At 66.0% G+C, this 14,319-nt stretch carries 13 protein-coding genes; 12 read left to right on the top strand and 1 reads right to left on the bottom strand.

Annotated elements, in window-relative coordinates:
- Positions 1-9 precede the first annotated feature (9 nt).
- From bamA to ABSY19_RS01605, 12 genes are all read left to right on the top strand, one after another.
- Positions 10-2,334, top strand: a complete 2,325-nt coding sequence (gene bamA / locus ABSY19_RS01660) for an outer membrane protein assembly factor BamA (RefSeq protein WP_382158480.1) — start codon at positions 10-12, stop codon at positions 2,332-2,334.
- Entirely contained in the window at positions 2,334-2,852 is a 519-nt protein-coding gene (locus tag ABSY19_RS01655) for an OmpH family outer membrane protein (protein ID WP_382158478.1), read from the top strand. Before bamA ends, ABSY19_RS01655 begins: the two co-directional genes overlap by 1 nt.
- A gap of 19 nt (positions 2,853-2,871) precedes the next feature.
- Positions 2,872-3,924, top strand: a complete 1,053-nt coding sequence (gene lpxD, locus ABSY19_RS01650) for a UDP-3-O-(3-hydroxymyristoyl)glucosamine N-acyltransferase (RefSeq protein WP_382158476.1) — start codon at positions 2,872-2,874, stop codon at positions 3,922-3,924.
- Entirely contained in the window at positions 3,921-4,361 is a 441-nt protein-coding gene (gene fabZ / locus ABSY19_RS01645; protein WP_291121647.1) for a 3-hydroxyacyl-ACP dehydratase FabZ, read from the top strand. The genes lpxD and fabZ overlap by 4 nt, the downstream gene beginning before the upstream one ends.
- 19 nt (positions 4,362-4,380) lie before the next feature.
- Complete coding sequence (lpxA, locus tag ABSY19_RS01640; RefSeq protein WP_382158474.1) at positions 4,381-5,175, top strand: acyl-ACP--UDP-N-acetylglucosamine O-acyltransferase; 795 nt, start codon at positions 4,381-4,383, stop codon at positions 5,173-5,175.
- A 7-nt stretch (positions 5,176-5,182) separates the two neighbouring features.
- Positions 5,183-6,328: a lipid-A-disaccharide synthase gene (lpxB, locus tag ABSY19_RS01635; RefSeq protein WP_382158473.1), complete on the top strand. Its 1,146-nt coding sequence runs from the start codon at positions 5,183-5,185 to the stop codon at positions 6,326-6,328.
- Positions 6,300-6,947, top strand: coding sequence for a ribonuclease HII (rnhB, locus tag ABSY19_RS01630; RefSeq protein ID WP_382158471.1), 648 nt, complete (start codon positions 6,300-6,302; stop codon positions 6,945-6,947). Before lpxB ends, rnhB begins: the two co-directional genes overlap by 29 nt.
- On the top strand, positions 6,944-7,720 hold the full coding sequence (locus ABSY19_RS01625; RefSeq protein WP_382158469.1) for a TrmH family RNA methyltransferase: 777 nt from the start codon (positions 6,944-6,946) through the stop codon (positions 7,718-7,720). Before rnhB ends, ABSY19_RS01625 begins: the two co-directional genes overlap by 4 nt.
- Positions 7,721-7,917: 197 nt before the next feature.
- Positions 7,918-9,084, top strand: a complete 1,167-nt coding sequence (gene carA / locus ABSY19_RS01620; RefSeq protein ID WP_382158467.1) for a glutamine-hydrolyzing carbamoyl-phosphate synthase small subunit — start codon at positions 7,918-7,920, stop codon at positions 9,082-9,084.
- Positions 9,085-9,108: 24 nt separating this feature from the next.
- Positions 9,109-12,366: a carbamoyl-phosphate synthase large subunit gene (gene carB, locus ABSY19_RS01615; protein ID WP_291121637.1), complete on the top strand. Its 3,258-nt coding sequence runs from the start codon at positions 9,109-9,111 to the stop codon at positions 12,364-12,366.
- A 148-nt stretch (positions 12,367-12,514) separates the two neighbouring features.
- Complete coding sequence (gene greA, locus ABSY19_RS01610) at positions 12,515-12,991, top strand: transcription elongation factor GreA (protein WP_382158465.1); 477 nt, start codon at positions 12,515-12,517, stop codon at positions 12,989-12,991.
- A 6-nt stretch (positions 12,992-12,997) separates the two neighbouring features.
- Positions 12,998-13,438 carry a DUF4149 domain-containing protein gene (locus ABSY19_RS01605; protein WP_382158463.1) on the top strand — a complete coding sequence of 147 codons (441 nt, stop codon included), beginning with the start codon at positions 12,998-13,000 and terminating at the stop codon, positions 13,436-13,438.
- A gap of 4 nt (positions 13,439-13,442) precedes the next feature.
- Here the strand turns inward: ABSY19_RS01605 and folD are convergent, their stop codons facing one another.
- Positions 13,443-14,294: a bifunctional methylenetetrahydrofolate dehydrogenase/methenyltetrahydrofolate cyclohydrolase FolD gene (gene folD, locus ABSY19_RS01600; protein WP_382158461.1), complete on the bottom strand. Its 852-nt coding sequence runs from the start codon at positions 14,292-14,294 to the stop codon at positions 13,443-13,445.
- Positions 14,295-14,319 lie beyond the last annotated feature (25 nt).

Raw genomic sequence — 14,319 nt, 5'->3', positions numbered from 1 at the left:
TTCTTTTCCATGAAAATAAAATCCTTCGGACTTCGCGGCCTGACCCTTTCGGCGCTCGCGACGACCCTTCTTGCGGCCCTGCCTGCCTGGGCTGTCGACCCCTTCACCTTGCGCGACATCCGTGTCGAAGGCCTGCAGCGTGTCGAGCCCGGTACGGTGTTCGCTTCCTTGCCGTTCCGCATCGGTGACCAGTACAACGACGACAAGGGTTCGACCGCCATCCGTTCGCTGTTCGGCCTGGGCCTGTTCAGCGACGTGCGCCTGCAGGTCAATGGCGACGTGCTGGTGGTGATCGTCGAAGAGCGGCCGACGGTCGCGGACATCAGCTTCTCTGGCATCAAGGAGTTTGACGACACCGTGCTGAAGAAGGCCCTGCGAGACATCGGCCTGACCGATGGCCGGCCGTTCGACAAGGCGCTGGCGGATCGCGCCGAGCAGGAGCTCAAGCGCCAGTACATCAACCGCAGCATGTACGCCGCGCAGATCGTCACCACCGTGACCCCGAGCGAGCGCAACCGCGTCAACCTCAATTTCAGCGTGGTCGAAGGCGACGTGGCCAAGATCCGGGAGATTCGCATCGTCGGCAACCGCGCGTTCTCGGAGTCGACGCTGCGCAACCTGTTCGACCTCGACACCGGTGGCTGGCTGAGCTGGTACACCAAGTCCGACCGCTATTCGCGTGCCAAGCTCAACGCCGACATCGAAACCCTGCGTTCCTACTACCTCACGCGCGGCTATCTCGAATTCCGCATCGACTCCACCCAGGTCGCGATCGCACCGGACAAGGAGAGCATGTCCATCACCCTGAACATCACCGAAGGCGACCGCTACGTGGTCAAGTCGGTGGCGCTCGAGGGCGAGTACCTGGGGCGGGAAGAGGAGTTCAAGTCGCTCGTGACGCTGCGCGCTGGCGAGGCCTACAACGCGGAAGACGAAACCAGCACGGTGAAGGCCTTCACCGACTACTTCGGCGCCTTCGGTTATGCCTTCGCCCAGGTCGAGGCCAGCCGCGACATCGATCGGGTGAACAAGCAGGTGGCCTTCGTGCTGCGGGCGCAGCCCGCGCGCCGTGTGTACGTGCGCCGCATCAACGTGGAAGGCAACAACCGCACCCGCGACGAAGTCATCCGCCGCGAGTTCCGCCAGCTGGAATCGGCCTGGTACGACAGCGATCGCATCCGCCTGTCGCGCGACCGGGTCGACCGCCTGGGCTTCTTCACGTCCGTGGAGGTCGATACCCAGCCGGTGCCGGGCACGCCCGACCAGGTGGACATGACCATCACCGTGGCCGAAAAACCCACCGGCAACCTGACGCTGGGTGCGGGCTACTCACAGGCCGACAAGCTCTCGATCATTGCCGGCATCCGCCAGGAAAACGTGTTCGGCTCGGGCAACTACCTGGGGGTGGACGTCAATACCAGTGACTACAACCGCCAGGTCGTGATCAGCACGGTGGACCCGTATTTCACGCCGGACGGCGTGTCGCGCAGCTTCGACGTCTACTACCGCACGACCCAGCCGTACACCGAGCAGGGTGGTGACTACCGCCTCATCACGCCGGGTGTGAGCGTGAAGTTCGGCGTGCCCTTCACCGAGCAGGACACGGTGTTCTTCGGCATTGGCATCGAGCAGACCAAGATCGAACCCGGTACGGGTCTGCCACAGGCCTACCAGCAGTACTCGAACACGTTCGGGGAAACCAGCTCCTCGGTGCCCCTGACCATCGGTTGGTCACGGGACGGTCGCGACAGCGCGCTGGTGCCGACCCAGGGCCGGTTGCAGCGCTTCAACACCGAGATCGGGGTGGGCGGCGACACCCGCTACCTCAAGGCCAACTACCAGATCCAGCAGTACATTCCGCTGACCAAGCAGTACACCCTCGCGTTCAACGGTGAGTTGGGCTATGGCAAGGGCCTGGGCGGCCGGCCGTTCCCGCTGTTCAAGAACTTCTACGGGGGTGGCCTGGGTTCGGTGCGCGGCTTCGACCAAGGCACCCTGGGTCCGACCTCGCCCATCATGTCGGGCGTTCAGGCCGGCGAGCTGGTCAACATCGGTGGCAATCGCAGCATGGCTTTCAGCGCCGAGTTCATCACGCCTTTCCCAGGCGCGGGCAATGACCGTACCCTGCGCATGTTCGGGTTCATCGACGTCGGCAACGTGTACGGCGAAAATGACACCCGAGCAAATGCCACCGATTTGCGCGCTTCCGTGGGTGTGGGCCTGAGCTGGATCTCGCCCGTCGGCCCCTTGCGCTTCGCCATCGCCAACCCCATCCGGAAATTCCCTGGCGATAGAATCCAGAAATTCCAGTTTCAGATCGGAACCTCCTTTTGATGAAGACTTTCTCCCGACTTTTCAACCGACGCCTCCTGCTGGCCGCTGGGCTGGGCCTGCTGGCCTTTGCCGCCACGGCGCAGGACTTCCGCATCGGCTTCGTGAACACCGACCGCATCTTCCGCGAGGCCAATCTGGCCAAGGCGGCACAGACCAAGCTGGAGCAGGAGTTCTCGCGGCGCGAGAAGGAAGTCCAGGGTCTGGCAGCCCAGCTCAAGACCGCTTCGGAGAAATTCGAACGTGAGTCCCCCACGTTGCCGGATGCCCAGCGCGCGGCGCGCCAGCGCCAGCTCGTCGAGCAGGACCGCGACTTCCAGCGCAAGCAGCGCGAGTTCCAGGAAGACCTCAACCTGCGCAAGAACGAGGAGCTGCAAAGCGTGCTCGAGCGCGCCAACCGCGTGATCAAGCAGGTGGCCGAGGCCGAGAAATACGACCTGGTGATCCAGGAAGCCGTCTACATCAACCCCAAGCACGACATCACCGACAAGGTGCTGAGCGGCTTGAACGGCGGCAAGTAAGTTCACGCCAGGGCGACCCGTGTCGAGGCCACTGGGCGACATCGTTGAAGCCCTGGGCGGCGCGCGGCACGGCTCACCCGACCTGCTGATTCACCGCCTGGCCCCCGTGGCCACGGCCGGCCCGGGCGAGCTGGCCTTTGTGGCACAGGCGCGCTACGCCAGCCAGATTGCCAGCACGGCGGCCGAGGTGCTCATCGTTCCTCCGGCCTTGCAGGACCAGGCCATGGCCCGTGGCGCCTGCATCGTCACGGACGACCCCTACCTCTATTTCGCCAGGCTGACCCAGTGGTGGAAGCAGCAGCACGAGGCTGCGCCTGCGCAGGGCATTGATCCACTGGCCAGCATCCATCCCTCAGCCCGTGTGGACGAGGGGGTGAGCGTGGGGCCGTTTGCAGTCGTGGGGCGCGACGTTCATTTGTCGCGCGGTGTCCGGGTGGGCGCCCACGCCGTGCTGGGTGACGGCGCCCGCGTGGGCGAAGGCACCTGGCTGCATCCCCGGGTCACCCTGGGTGAGCGGTGCACCATCGGCGCGCGTGGTGTGGTGCATTCCGGTGCGGTGATCGGAGCCGATGGTTTCGGTTTCGCGCCTCATCAGGGCGAATGGATCAAGATCGAGCAACTGGGTGCGGTGCGCATCGGCAACGACGTGGAGATCGGTGCGAACACCTGCATCGACCGTGGCGCGCTGGACGATACCGTGATCGAGGACGGCGTGAAGCTGGACAACCTGATCCAGATCGGCCACAACGTGCATGTGGGAGCGCACACCGCCATGGCCGGTTGTGTCGGCGTGGCGGGCAGTGCGACCATCGGAGCGCATTGCACCATTGGCGGGGGCGCGGTGGTGCTGGGGCACCTCCGGCTGGCTGATGGTGTGCACGTCTCGGCGGCCTCGGTGGTCACGCGCTCCCTGCTCAAGCCAGGACATTACACCGGCATGTTCCCCATCGACGACAATGCCAGCTGGGAAAAGAACGCTGCCTCCCTCAAGCAGCTCAACCGCTTGCGCGAGCGCCTCAAGGCCGCGGAGCAGGCGATCGAACAAGCCCTTCAAAACAATTCAAAGCCATGATGGACATCCACCAGATTCTCAAGCAGCTGCCGCACCGATACCCCATTTTGCTGGTGGATCGCGTGCTGGAGCTGGACAAGGGCAAGAGCATCAAGGCACTGAAGAACGTGACCATCAACGAGCCGTTTTTCGTGGGCCACTTTCCGCATCGCCCGGTCATGCCGGGGGTGCTGATGCTCGAAGCCATGGCCCAGGCCGCGGCGCTGCTGTCCTTCGACACCATGGGCGTCACGCCCGACGACAAGACGGTGTACTACTTTGCGGGCATCGATGGCGCGCGGTTCAAGCGCCCCGTTGAACCCGGCGACCAGCTCATCATGGACGTGACCCTGGAGCGCGCCAAGGCCGGTATCTTCAAGTTCAAGGGTGTGACGCGCGTGGGCGATCAGATTGCGTGTGAAGCCGAACTGATGTGCACCATGCGCACCATCGCCTGAACGTGGGAGAGCGCGCCTCGTGTCTCTGATTCATTCCACTGCGCTGGTCGACCCTGCCGCCGAACTCGACAGCTCGGTGAGCGTGGGGCCGTACACCGTGATCGGGCCGCACGTGAAGATTGGTGCCGGTACCACGGTCGGCGCCCACTGCGTGATCGAAGGCCACACCACCATCGGCCGCGACAACCGCATCTTTCAGTTCAACTCGCTGGGGGCGATTCCACAGGACAAGAAGTACGCGGGCGAGCCCTGCGAACTGGTCATCGGTGACCGCAACACGATCCGCGAGTTCTGTACCTTCAACATCGGCTCGCCGGGCGACCGGGCGGTGACCCAGGTCGGCAACGACAACTGGATCATGGCCTATGTGCATTTGGCGCATGACTGCGTGGTAGGCAACCACACCATCTTTGCCAACAACTCGCAGCTTGCCGGCCACGTGGTGGTGGATGACTGGGTGATCCTCGGCGGTTTCACCGTGGCGCATCAGTTCGTGCGCATCGGTGCGCATGCCATGACCGCCATGTGCTCGCTGCTGTTTGCCGACTTGCCCCCGTTTGTGATGTGCCAGGGTCAGCCCGCCCAGGCGCGTTCGATGAATTTCGAAGGCCTGCGCCGCCGGGGCTTTTCGCCCGAGCGCATTTCGGCCGTGAAGGCCATGCACAAGGCGTTGTACCGGGACGATCTCAAGCTGGAAGAGGCCGTGGCGCGCATTCACGGGCTGACCGACAAGACGCCCGAGGCGGCGCCCGATGTGGCGATGATGCTGGACTTCCTCGGGCAGGTGTCGCCCCAGCGCGGCATCGTCCGCTGAGGCCTTGATGAACCCATCCAAGCGTTTTGCCCTCGTGGCGGGCGAGACGTCGGGCGACCTGCTCGCCGGTCTGTTGCTGGGTGGTGTCCGGCAGCGCTGGCCCGATCTCCACTCGTTCGGCATCGGTGGCCCGCAGATGGTGGCACAGGGCTTCGACCCCTGGTGGCCCAGCGAGAAGCTCGCGGTGCGTGGGTATGTCGAGGTGCTGCGCCATTACCGCGAAATCGTGGGCATCCGTGCCGAGTTGCAGCAGCTTTTGCTGACATCGACGCGCCCCGATGTGTTCATCGGCGTGGACGCACCCGATTTCAATCTGGATCTGGAAGCCAACCTGAAGGCGGGGGGCATTCGCACCGTGCACTTCGTCTGCCCGTCCATCTGGGCCTGGCGCGCGGACCGGGTCGACAAGATCCGGCGCAGCGCCGATCACGTGCTCTGTATTTTTCCGTTCGAGCCCGAGCTGCTGGCGGGGCATGGCATTGCGGCGACCTACGTCGGCCATCCGCTGGCCAATGTGATCCCCATGGAGCCAGACCGCGCGGCAGCGCGCGCCCAGTTGGGCCTGCGCGAGGAGGACGCGGTGGTCGCCATCCTGCCGGGCAGTCGCGCGTCGGAGGTGCAGTACCTGGTCGCGCGCTTTTTTGAAGCTGCCGTGCGGCTTCGGCGCGAGCGCCCGGGGATTCGATTCGTGGTGCCGGCGGTGCCAGCGCTGCGCGAGCGCATTGAGGCCGCGGCCCGTGCCGCCGGGCTGGATGGCGCGTTGACGGTGATCCCAGGTCAGTCGCACACAGCGCTGGCCGCCTGCGATGTGACGCTGATCGCCAGCGGCACCGCCACGCTGGAGGCCGCGCTGTTCAAGCGGCCCATGGTGATCGCCTACAACATGAACTGGCTCTCGTGGCAGATCATGCGGCGCAAGCAGCTGCAGCCCTGGGTGGGCCTGCCCAACATCCTGTGTGGCGAATTCGTGGTGCCCGAGCTGCTGCAGGACGCGGCCACACCCCAGGCGCTGTCGCGGGCGGTGCTGGACTGGCTCGACGCACCTGCGAAAATCGCATCGCTCCAGCAGCGATTCACCGAGCTGCACCACACACTGAGACGAGACACCGCCCAACTGGCCACCGATGCGATCGAACAAGTTCTTGAAGGCTGAACAGGCCCCGCTGATCTGGGACGTGCCCGGACTGCTCGCGGGCGTGGATGAGGCCGGGCGCGGCCCCCTGGCCGGGCCGGTGGTGGCCGCCGCCGTGATCCTGGACGACCGCTCGCCCATCAAGGGTCTGGCGGACTCCAAGCAACTGACCGCATTGCGCCGCGAAAAACTGTATGACGAAATCCGCGCCAAGGCGCTGTGCTGCAGTGTGGCGCAGGCCTCGGTGGAGGAGATCGACCAGCTCAACATTCTCCAGGCCACCATGCTGGCCATGCGCCGGGCGGTCATGGGCCTGCGCCTGAAGCCGGCGAAGGTGCTGGTGGACGGAAACCGACTGCCGACACTGGACGTGCTGGCCGAGGCCATCGTGTCGGGCGATGCGCTGGTGCCGTCGATTTCGGCAGCGTCCATCCTGGCCAAGGTCACGCGTGACCGCCTGTTGTGCGAGCTGCACCTGCAGCACCCCGAGTACGGATTCGACCAGCACAAGGGCTACGGAACGGCGCAACATATGCAGGCCTTGCGGGTGCATGGCGCCCTGGCTGTGCACCGGCGCTCGTTCGCGCCGGTGGCGCGTGCCTTGGTGGTGCCCGCAGCGGACGAGGGCGGTGAGCCATGACGGCATCGCCCCTGGCCATCACCTCGCGCGACAACCCTCTGCTCAAACGCCTGCGCCTGCTGGCGCAGGACGGCATCGCCTACCGCAAGCAGGGTCAGGTCTGGCTGGAGGGGGATCACCTTTGCCGGGCCTTGCTGGCGCGCGGGCAGCGTCCGCTCACCGCGGTGTTCACCGAGTCCTTCTGGCCGCAGGCCCCGCACGACCTGCGCGATGCCACCGATCACGTGGTCACCGTGCCCGACGCCCTGATGGCGGGCATCAGCGGGCTGGAGTCGCCCGCCGGCGTGGGGTTTGTCTGGTCCTTGCCGCCCGCTTTGGCAGTGCAGGGCGGCACGGCCACCGTTGTGCTGGACCGCCTGCAGGACGCGGGCAATGTGGGTTCCATCCTGCGCAGCGCCTCGGCTTTCGGTTTTGGCCAGGTGCTGGCCCTCAAGGGCACTGCCGCGCTTTGGTCGCCCAAGGTGGTGCGTGCCGGCATGGGGGCGCATTTCGGGCTGCGCTTGATCGAAGGCCTGGCAGCGGACGATCTCGCGGCACTGGACGTGCCGATGCTGGTGACCAGTTCCCACCAGGGCGACTGGCTGCACCAGGCCCGGCTGCCCTGGCCCTGCGCCTGGGTCCTGGGCCACGAAGGGCAGGGCGTGGGCGAGGCCCTGATGGCCCGTGCCGGGGCTTTCGTGCGCATTGCCCAGCCCGGCGGAGAAGAGTCGCTCAACGTGGCCGCCGCCGCCGCCATTTGCCTGCACGCCAGCGCAGCCGGATTGGCTTCGTGACCCGTCGGTCGATTGACCGACCCGGGCTATAATTCCACGGTTTACCCGCAATCAGCGCAACCCTGCGCGCCCCGGCTCACCACCCCAGGTTTTTGCTCCGTTTCTGCCCCGGCTCCGGCCGGCGCGAGGCGGGTGCGAGGCCTGCGCGGCACCTGCCGCCGGCGCGAAGACGTTGCCGCCCCACTCTGGAGAATTCCGTGCTTCCCGTCCACCCGAAAGCCCTTCTCGCGCTCGCCGACGGCACGGTCTTTACAGGCGTTTCCATTGGCGCCACCGGTCAGACCACGGGCGAGGTGGTGTTCAACACCTCGCTCACCGGCTACCAGGAAATCCTCACCGATCCCAGCTACTGCCAGCAGATCGTCACGCTGACGTATCCGCACATTGGCAATACCGGCGTCAATGCCGAAGACGTGGAAGCCAGCCGCGTCCACGCCGCTGGCCTGATCATCAAAGACCTGCCCCTGCTGGCCTCCAACTTCCGCAGCAACGAAACGCTCTCGCAGTACCTTCAGCGCGAAGGCACCGTGGCCATCGCCGACCTCGACACCCGGGCGCTCACGCGCCGACTGCGCACGCATGGCGCGCAGAACGGCTGCATCCTGGCCCTGCCAGCCGGCGAAGCCATCACCGAGGCGCACCGCGCCCAGGCCCTGGCCGCGGCCAAGGCCGCACCGAGCATGGCCGGCACCGACCTGGCCAAGGTGGTCTCGGCCACGGCGCCTTACGCCTGGACGCAGACCGAGTGGCAACTCGGCTTCGGCTATGGCGAGCAGATCGCGCCGCGCTTCCACGTGGTGGCCTACGACTTCGGTGTGAAGTACAACATCCTGCGCATGCTCAGCGAGCGGGGCTGCAAGATCACCGTGGTGCCGGCGCAGACGCCGGCTTCCGACGTGTTCAAGCTCAAGCCCAACGGCGTGTTCCTGTCCAACGGCCCTGGCGACCCGGAGCCTTGCGACTACGCCGTCGCCGCCACGCGCGAGATCATCGAAGCGGGCGTGCCGACCTTCGGCATTTGCCTGGGCCACCAGATCCTGGCGCTGGCCAGTGGGGCCAAGACCTTCAAGATGAAGTTCGGCCACCACGGTGCCAACCACCCGGTGAAGGACCTCGACAACGGCCGCGTGAGCATCACCAGCCAGAACCACGGCTTCGCGGTCGACGAAAAGACCTTGCCCGCCACGCTGCGCGCCACGCACGTGAGCCTGTTCGACGGCACGCTGCAGGGCCTGGCACGCACCGACCAGCCGGCCTTCTGCTTCCAGGGCCACCCCGAGGCATCGCCCGGCCCGCACGACATCGGTTACCTGTTCGACCGTTTCATCGACCTGATGCAGGCCCGCGTGCCCGCCACCGCCTGAGCCGGCGCACATCCCCAGCGAACCATGCCCAAAAGAACCGACATTCAAACCGTCCTCATCATCGGCGCCGGCCCGATCATCATCGGCCAGGCCTGTGAGTTCGACTACTCTGGCGTGCAGGCCTGCAAGGCCCTGCGCGAAGAGGGCTACCGGGTCGTGCTGATCAACAGCAACCCCGCGACCATCATGACCGACCCGGCCACGGCCGACGTCACCTACATCGAGCCCATCACCTGGCAGACGGTCGAGAAGATCATCGCCAAGGAACGCCCGCTGGCCCAGGGTGGCTTCGCCATCTTGCCGACCATGGGCGGTCAGACCGCGCTGAACTGCGCGCTCGACCTCTGGCGCAACGGCGTGCTCGCCAAATACGACGTGGAGCTGATCGGCGCCACGCCCGAGGCCATCGACAAGGCCGAAGACCGCCTGAAGTTCAAGGACGCCATGACCAAGATTGGTCTGGGGTCGGCGCGCTCGGGCATCGCGCACAGCATGGAAGAGGCCTGGGGCGTGCAGAAGACCGTCGGCTTCCCGGTGGTGATCCGCCCCAGCTTCACGCTCGGCGGCACGGGCGGCGGCATTGCCTACAACCCGGAAGAGTTCGAGACCATCTGCAAGCGCGGCCTGGAAGCCTCGCCCACCAACGAGCTGCTGATCGAAGAGTCGCTGCTCGGCTGGAAAGAGTACGAGATGGAAGTGGTGCGCGACAAGGCGGACAACTGCATCATCGTCTGTTCGATCGAGAACCTGGACCCCATGGGTGTGCACACCGGTGATTCGATCACCGTGGCGCCTGCCCAGACGCTGACCGACAAGGAATACCAGATCCTGCGCAACGCTTCGCTGGCCGTGCTGCGCGAGATCGGCGTGGACACCGGCGGCTCCAATGTGCAGTTCTCCATCAACCCGAAGGACGGCCGCATGGTCGTCATCGAGATGAACCCGCGCGTCTCGCGGTCTTCTGCGCTCGCCTCCAAGGCCACCGGCTTCCCGATCGCCAAGGTGGCGGCCAAGCTGGCCATCGGCTACACGCTGGACGAACTGCGCAACGAGATCACGGGCGGCGCCACGCCCGCGAGCTTCGAGCCCAGCATCGACTACGTGGTCACCAAGATCCCGCGTTTCGCGTTCGAGAAATTCCCCACCGCCGACAGCCGCCTGACCACGCAGATGAAGAGCGTGGGCGAGGTCATGGCCATGGGCCGCACCTTCCAGGAGTCGTTCCAGAAAGCCCTGCGCGGCCTGGAAGTAGGCGTGGACGGCATGAACGAGAAGACGCAGGACCGCGAGACGCTGGAGCGCGAACTCGGTGAACCCGGTCCCGACCGCATCTGGTACGTGGGCGACGCGTTCGCCGCTGGCTGGACGCTGGAGGAAGTGCACCAGTTCACCAAGATCGACCCCTGGTTCCTGGTGCAGATCGAGGAGATCGTGAAGATCGAGCTCGCGCTGGAAAAGACCAGCCTCGACGCGATCGACGCCGACACGCTGCGTGGCCTGAAGAAGAAGGGCTTCTCCGACCGCCGCCTGGCCAAGCTGCTCAAGACCAACGACCAGGCCGTGCGCGAGCGCCGCATCGCCGAGAACATCCGCCCGGTCTACAAGCGCGTGGACACCTGCGCGGCCGAATTCGCCACCGACACCGCCTACCTGTACTCCACCTACGAAGGCCATGGCGACGGTGAGTGCGAGGCCGAGCCGACCAACAAGAAGAAGATCATGGTGCTCGGCGGCGGTCCCAACCGCATCGGCCAGGGCATCGAGTTCGACTACTGCTGCGTGCACGCCGCGCTCGCCATGCGCGAGGACGGCTACGAGACCATCATGGTCAACTGCAACCCCGAGACCGTGTCGACCGACTATGACACCAGCGACCGCCTGTACTTCGAACCCCTCACGCTGGAAGACGTGCTGGAGATCGTGGACAAGGAGAAGCCGGTGGGCGTGATCGTGCAGTACGGCGGCCAGACGCCGCTCAAGCTCGCGCTGGGCCTGGAGGCCGCGGGTGTGCCCATCATCGGCACCAGCCCGGACATGATCGACGCGGCCGAAGACCGCGAGCGCTTCCAGCAGCTGCTGCACACCCTGGGCCTGCGCCAGCCGCCCAACGCCACCGCCCGCGCCGAACCGGAGGCGCTGGAGAAGGCGGCTGCCCTGGGCTACCCGCTGGTGGTGCGCCCGAGCTATGTGCTCGGTGGCCGCGCCATGGAGATCGTGCACGAGCAGCGCGACCTCGAGCGCTACATGCGCGAGGCCGTCAAGGTCAGCAACGATTCGCCCGTGCTGCTGGACCGCTTCCTGAACGATGCCATCGAGTGCGACGTGGATGCGGTGCGCGATGCCACCGGCCGCGTCTTCATCGGCGGCGTCATGGAACACATCGAACAGGCCGGCGTGCACAGCGGTGACTCCGCCTGCTCGCTGCCGCCGTACTACCTGAGCAAGGCGACGGTCGATGAGCTCAAGCGCCAGACCGCCGCCATGGCCGAAGGCCTGAACGTGGTCGGCCTGATGAACGTGCAGTTCGCGATCCAGGAGGTGGAAGAGAACGGCGTGAAGAAGGACGTGATCTTCGTGCTCGAGGTGAACCCGCGTGCCTCGCGCACCGTGCCCTTCGTGTCCAAGGCCACGGGCATCCAGCTGGCCAAGGTAGCGGCGCGCTGCATGGCCGGCCAGTCGCTCGACCAGCAGGGCATCGGCGCCGAAGTGACGCCGCCGTACTTCAGCGTCAAGGAAGCGGTGTTCCCGTTCGTGAAGTTCCCCGGTGTGGACACCATCCTCGGCCCCGAGATGAAGTCCACCGGCGAGGTGATGGGCGTGGGCAAGACCTTTGGCGAGGCCTTCGTGAAGAGCCAGCTCGGCGCCGGCACCAAGCTGCCGACCTCGGGCAAGGTGTTCCTGACCGTGAAGAACAGCGACAAGCCGCGCGCGGTGGAGATCGCGCGCCAGCTCGTCGAGATGGGCTTCTCGCTGGTCGCCACGCGCGGCACGGCGGCAGCCATTGCCGCCGCGGGGGTCGCGGTGCAGACGGTGAACAAGGTCACCGAGGGCCGCCCGCACATCGTCGACGCGATCAAGAACGGCGACATCGTGCTCGTCATCAACACCGTGGAAGAGCGCCGCAACGCCATCGCCGACTCGCGGGCCATCCGCACTTCGGCCTTGCTGGCGCGCGTGACCACGTTCACCACCATCGCTGGCGCTGAAGCCGCGGTGGAGGGCATGCAGTACCTGGACAAGCTGGGTGTGATCTCGGTGCAGGAGATGCACGCGCAACTCTGAGGTTGGCCCGCGCATCGGCTCGGCCGATGCGTGTGGACACCGCTTTCTTTCGCGGCATAATGCCCTTTCATGAACACCGCCGAGCGGCAACGCCCGGCGGTTTGCTTTTGTGCCGGCGCAGAGCCGGAAGCAGTAGGAGAACATCACAGTGGCCACCATTCCGATCACCAAACGCGGCGCCGAAAAACTCAAGGAAGAGTTGCAGCGCTTGAAAACCGTGGACCGCCCCTGGGTGATCAATGCGATCGCCGAGGCGCGCGCGCAGGGGGACCTGAGCGAGAACGCCGAGTACGACGCCGCGAAAGACCGCCAAGGCTTCATCGAAGGCCGCATCGCCGAAATCGAAGGCAAGCTCTCGGCCGCGCAGATCATCGACCCGGCCGCACTCGATGCGGGCGGCCGCGTGGTGTTCGGCGCCACGGTGGAACTGGAAGACGAAGACAGCGGCGCGGCCGTGACCTACCAGATCGTGGGCGAGGACGAGGCCGATCTCAAGCTGGGCCTGGTGAACATCAGCAGCCCGATCGCGCGCGCGCTGATCGGCAAGGAAGAGGGCGATGTGGCCGAAGTGCAGGCGCCGGGTGGCACCAAGCGCTTCGAAATCGTCGCGGTGCGTTACGCCTGATAGGCCATGCCACTGCACCGTGTTTCCATCTTCATCGCCGCGCTGTGGTGGGGTGGCATCACGGCGCTGAGTTTTCTCGCGGTGCCGACGCTGTTCGCCCAATTGGGCAATCCCGCCGTGGCGGGGCCGGTCGCCGCCAAGCTCTTTTCCCTGCAGTGTTACGCCGGCCTGTTGCTGGGCCTGGCGCTGCTGGTGATGTTGAGGCGCGGCAATGAGCAGGGTGGCCCGCCCAATGGCGCCACCATGACCACGCTGGGCATCGTGGTGTTGGGCATGTTGCTGGCGCTGCTGCAGGAATTCGGTGTGGCGCAGAACATCGTCACCGCGCGCGCCAGCGGCGGCAACCTGCGTCTGTGGCATGGCGTGGGCACCGCCATGGTGCTGGGCCAGTGGCTGTGTGCCGGTGCCGTGCTCTGGCGCTTGAGCCGGGCATCGCCGGCTCGCTGAGGCCTCAGGCCGCCAGACGCTCGGCCGACTCCAGCGTATTGACCATCAGCATGGTGATGGTCATGGGGCCCACCCCGCCGGGCACGGGCGTGATCCAGCTGGCCACTTCCTTCACGCCGTCGAAATCCACGTCACCGCAGAGCTTGCCTTCGTCGTTGCGGTTCATGCCCACGTCGAGCACGACGGCGCCGGGCTTGACCATGTCGGCCGTGAGCACGTTGCGCTTGCCCACGGCCGCCACGATCACGTCGGCCTGCTGCGTCAGGGCTTTCAGGTCCTTGGTGCCGCTGTGGCAGATGGTCACGGTGGCGTTCTGTTGCAGCAGCATCAGGGCCATCGGCTTGCCCACGATGTTGCTGCGCCCAATCACCACGGCATGTTTGCCCTTGAGTTCGCAGCCGATGCTCTCCAGCATCTTCATGCAGCCATAGGGCGTGCAGGGCCAGAAGCCGGGCATGCCGGTCATCAGGGCGCCCGCGCTGGCGATGTGGAAGCCGTCCACATCCTTGGCCGGAGAGATCGCTTCAATCACCTTCTGGGCGTCGATGTGGGCGGGCAGGGGCAGCTGGACCAGGATGCCGTGGACCGTCGCGTCGTGGTTGAGCGCATCGACCCGCGCCAGCAACTCCGCTTCGCTGAGGGTGGCGGGCCAGCGCTCCAGCACCGAGTGCATGCCGGTGTCTTCGCAGGCCTTGACCTTGTTGCGCACATAGACCTGCGAGGCCGGGTTCTCGCCGACCAGGATCACGGCCAGGCCCGGCGTGATGCCTTTGGCCTTGAGGGCGGTGACGCGGGCGCTGACGTCGGCGCGCAGTTGGCGGGAGAGGGCATTGCCGTCGATGAGTTGGGCGGTCATGGCTGGAGAGTGTCTGCGGTTGAAA

Origin of the sequence: Hydrogenophaga sp. ANAO-22 (assembly GCF_042466645.1) — a bacterium.
GTDB lineage: Bacteria > Pseudomonadota > Gammaproteobacteria > Burkholderiales > Burkholderiaceae_C > Hydrogenophaga.
The sequence above is the reverse complement of the archived record's forward strand: the minus strand, read 5'-3'. Positions and strand labels throughout refer to the sequence as shown.

Excerpts from the sequence above, each read along its gene's own strand:
- bamA (WP_382158480.1), top strand. The coding sequence starts at position 10 with ATGAAAATAAAATCCTTCGGACTTCGCGGCCTGACCCTTTCGGCGCTC.
- ABSY19_RS01655 (WP_382158478.1), top strand. The coding sequence starts at position 2,334 with ATGAAGACTTTCTCCCGACTTTTCAACCGACGCCTCCTGCTGGCCGCT.
- fabZ (WP_291121647.1), top strand. The coding sequence starts at position 3,921 with ATGATGGACATCCACCAGATTCTCAAGCAGCTGCCGCACCGATACCCC.
- lpxB (WP_382158473.1), top strand. The coding sequence starts at position 5,183 with ATGAACCCATCCAAGCGTTTTGCCCTCGTGGCGGGCGAGACGTCGGGC.
- rnhB (WP_382158471.1), top strand. The coding sequence starts at position 6,300 with ATGCGATCGAACAAGTTCTTGAAGGCTGAACAGGCCCCGCTGATCTGG.
- ABSY19_RS01625 (WP_382158469.1), top strand. The coding sequence starts at position 6,944 with ATGACGGCATCGCCCCTGGCCATCACCTCGCGCGACAACCCTCTGCTC.
- carB (WP_291121637.1), top strand. The coding sequence starts at position 9,109 with ATGCCCAAAAGAACCGACATTCAAACCGTCCTCATCATCGGCGCCGGC.
- ABSY19_RS01605 (WP_382158463.1), top strand. The coding sequence starts at position 12,998 with ATGCCACTGCACCGTGTTTCCATCTTCATCGCCGCGCTGTGGTGGGGT.
- folD (WP_382158461.1), bottom strand. The coding sequence starts at position 14,294 with ATGACCGCCCAACTCATCGACGGCAATGCCCTCTCCCGCCAACTGCGC.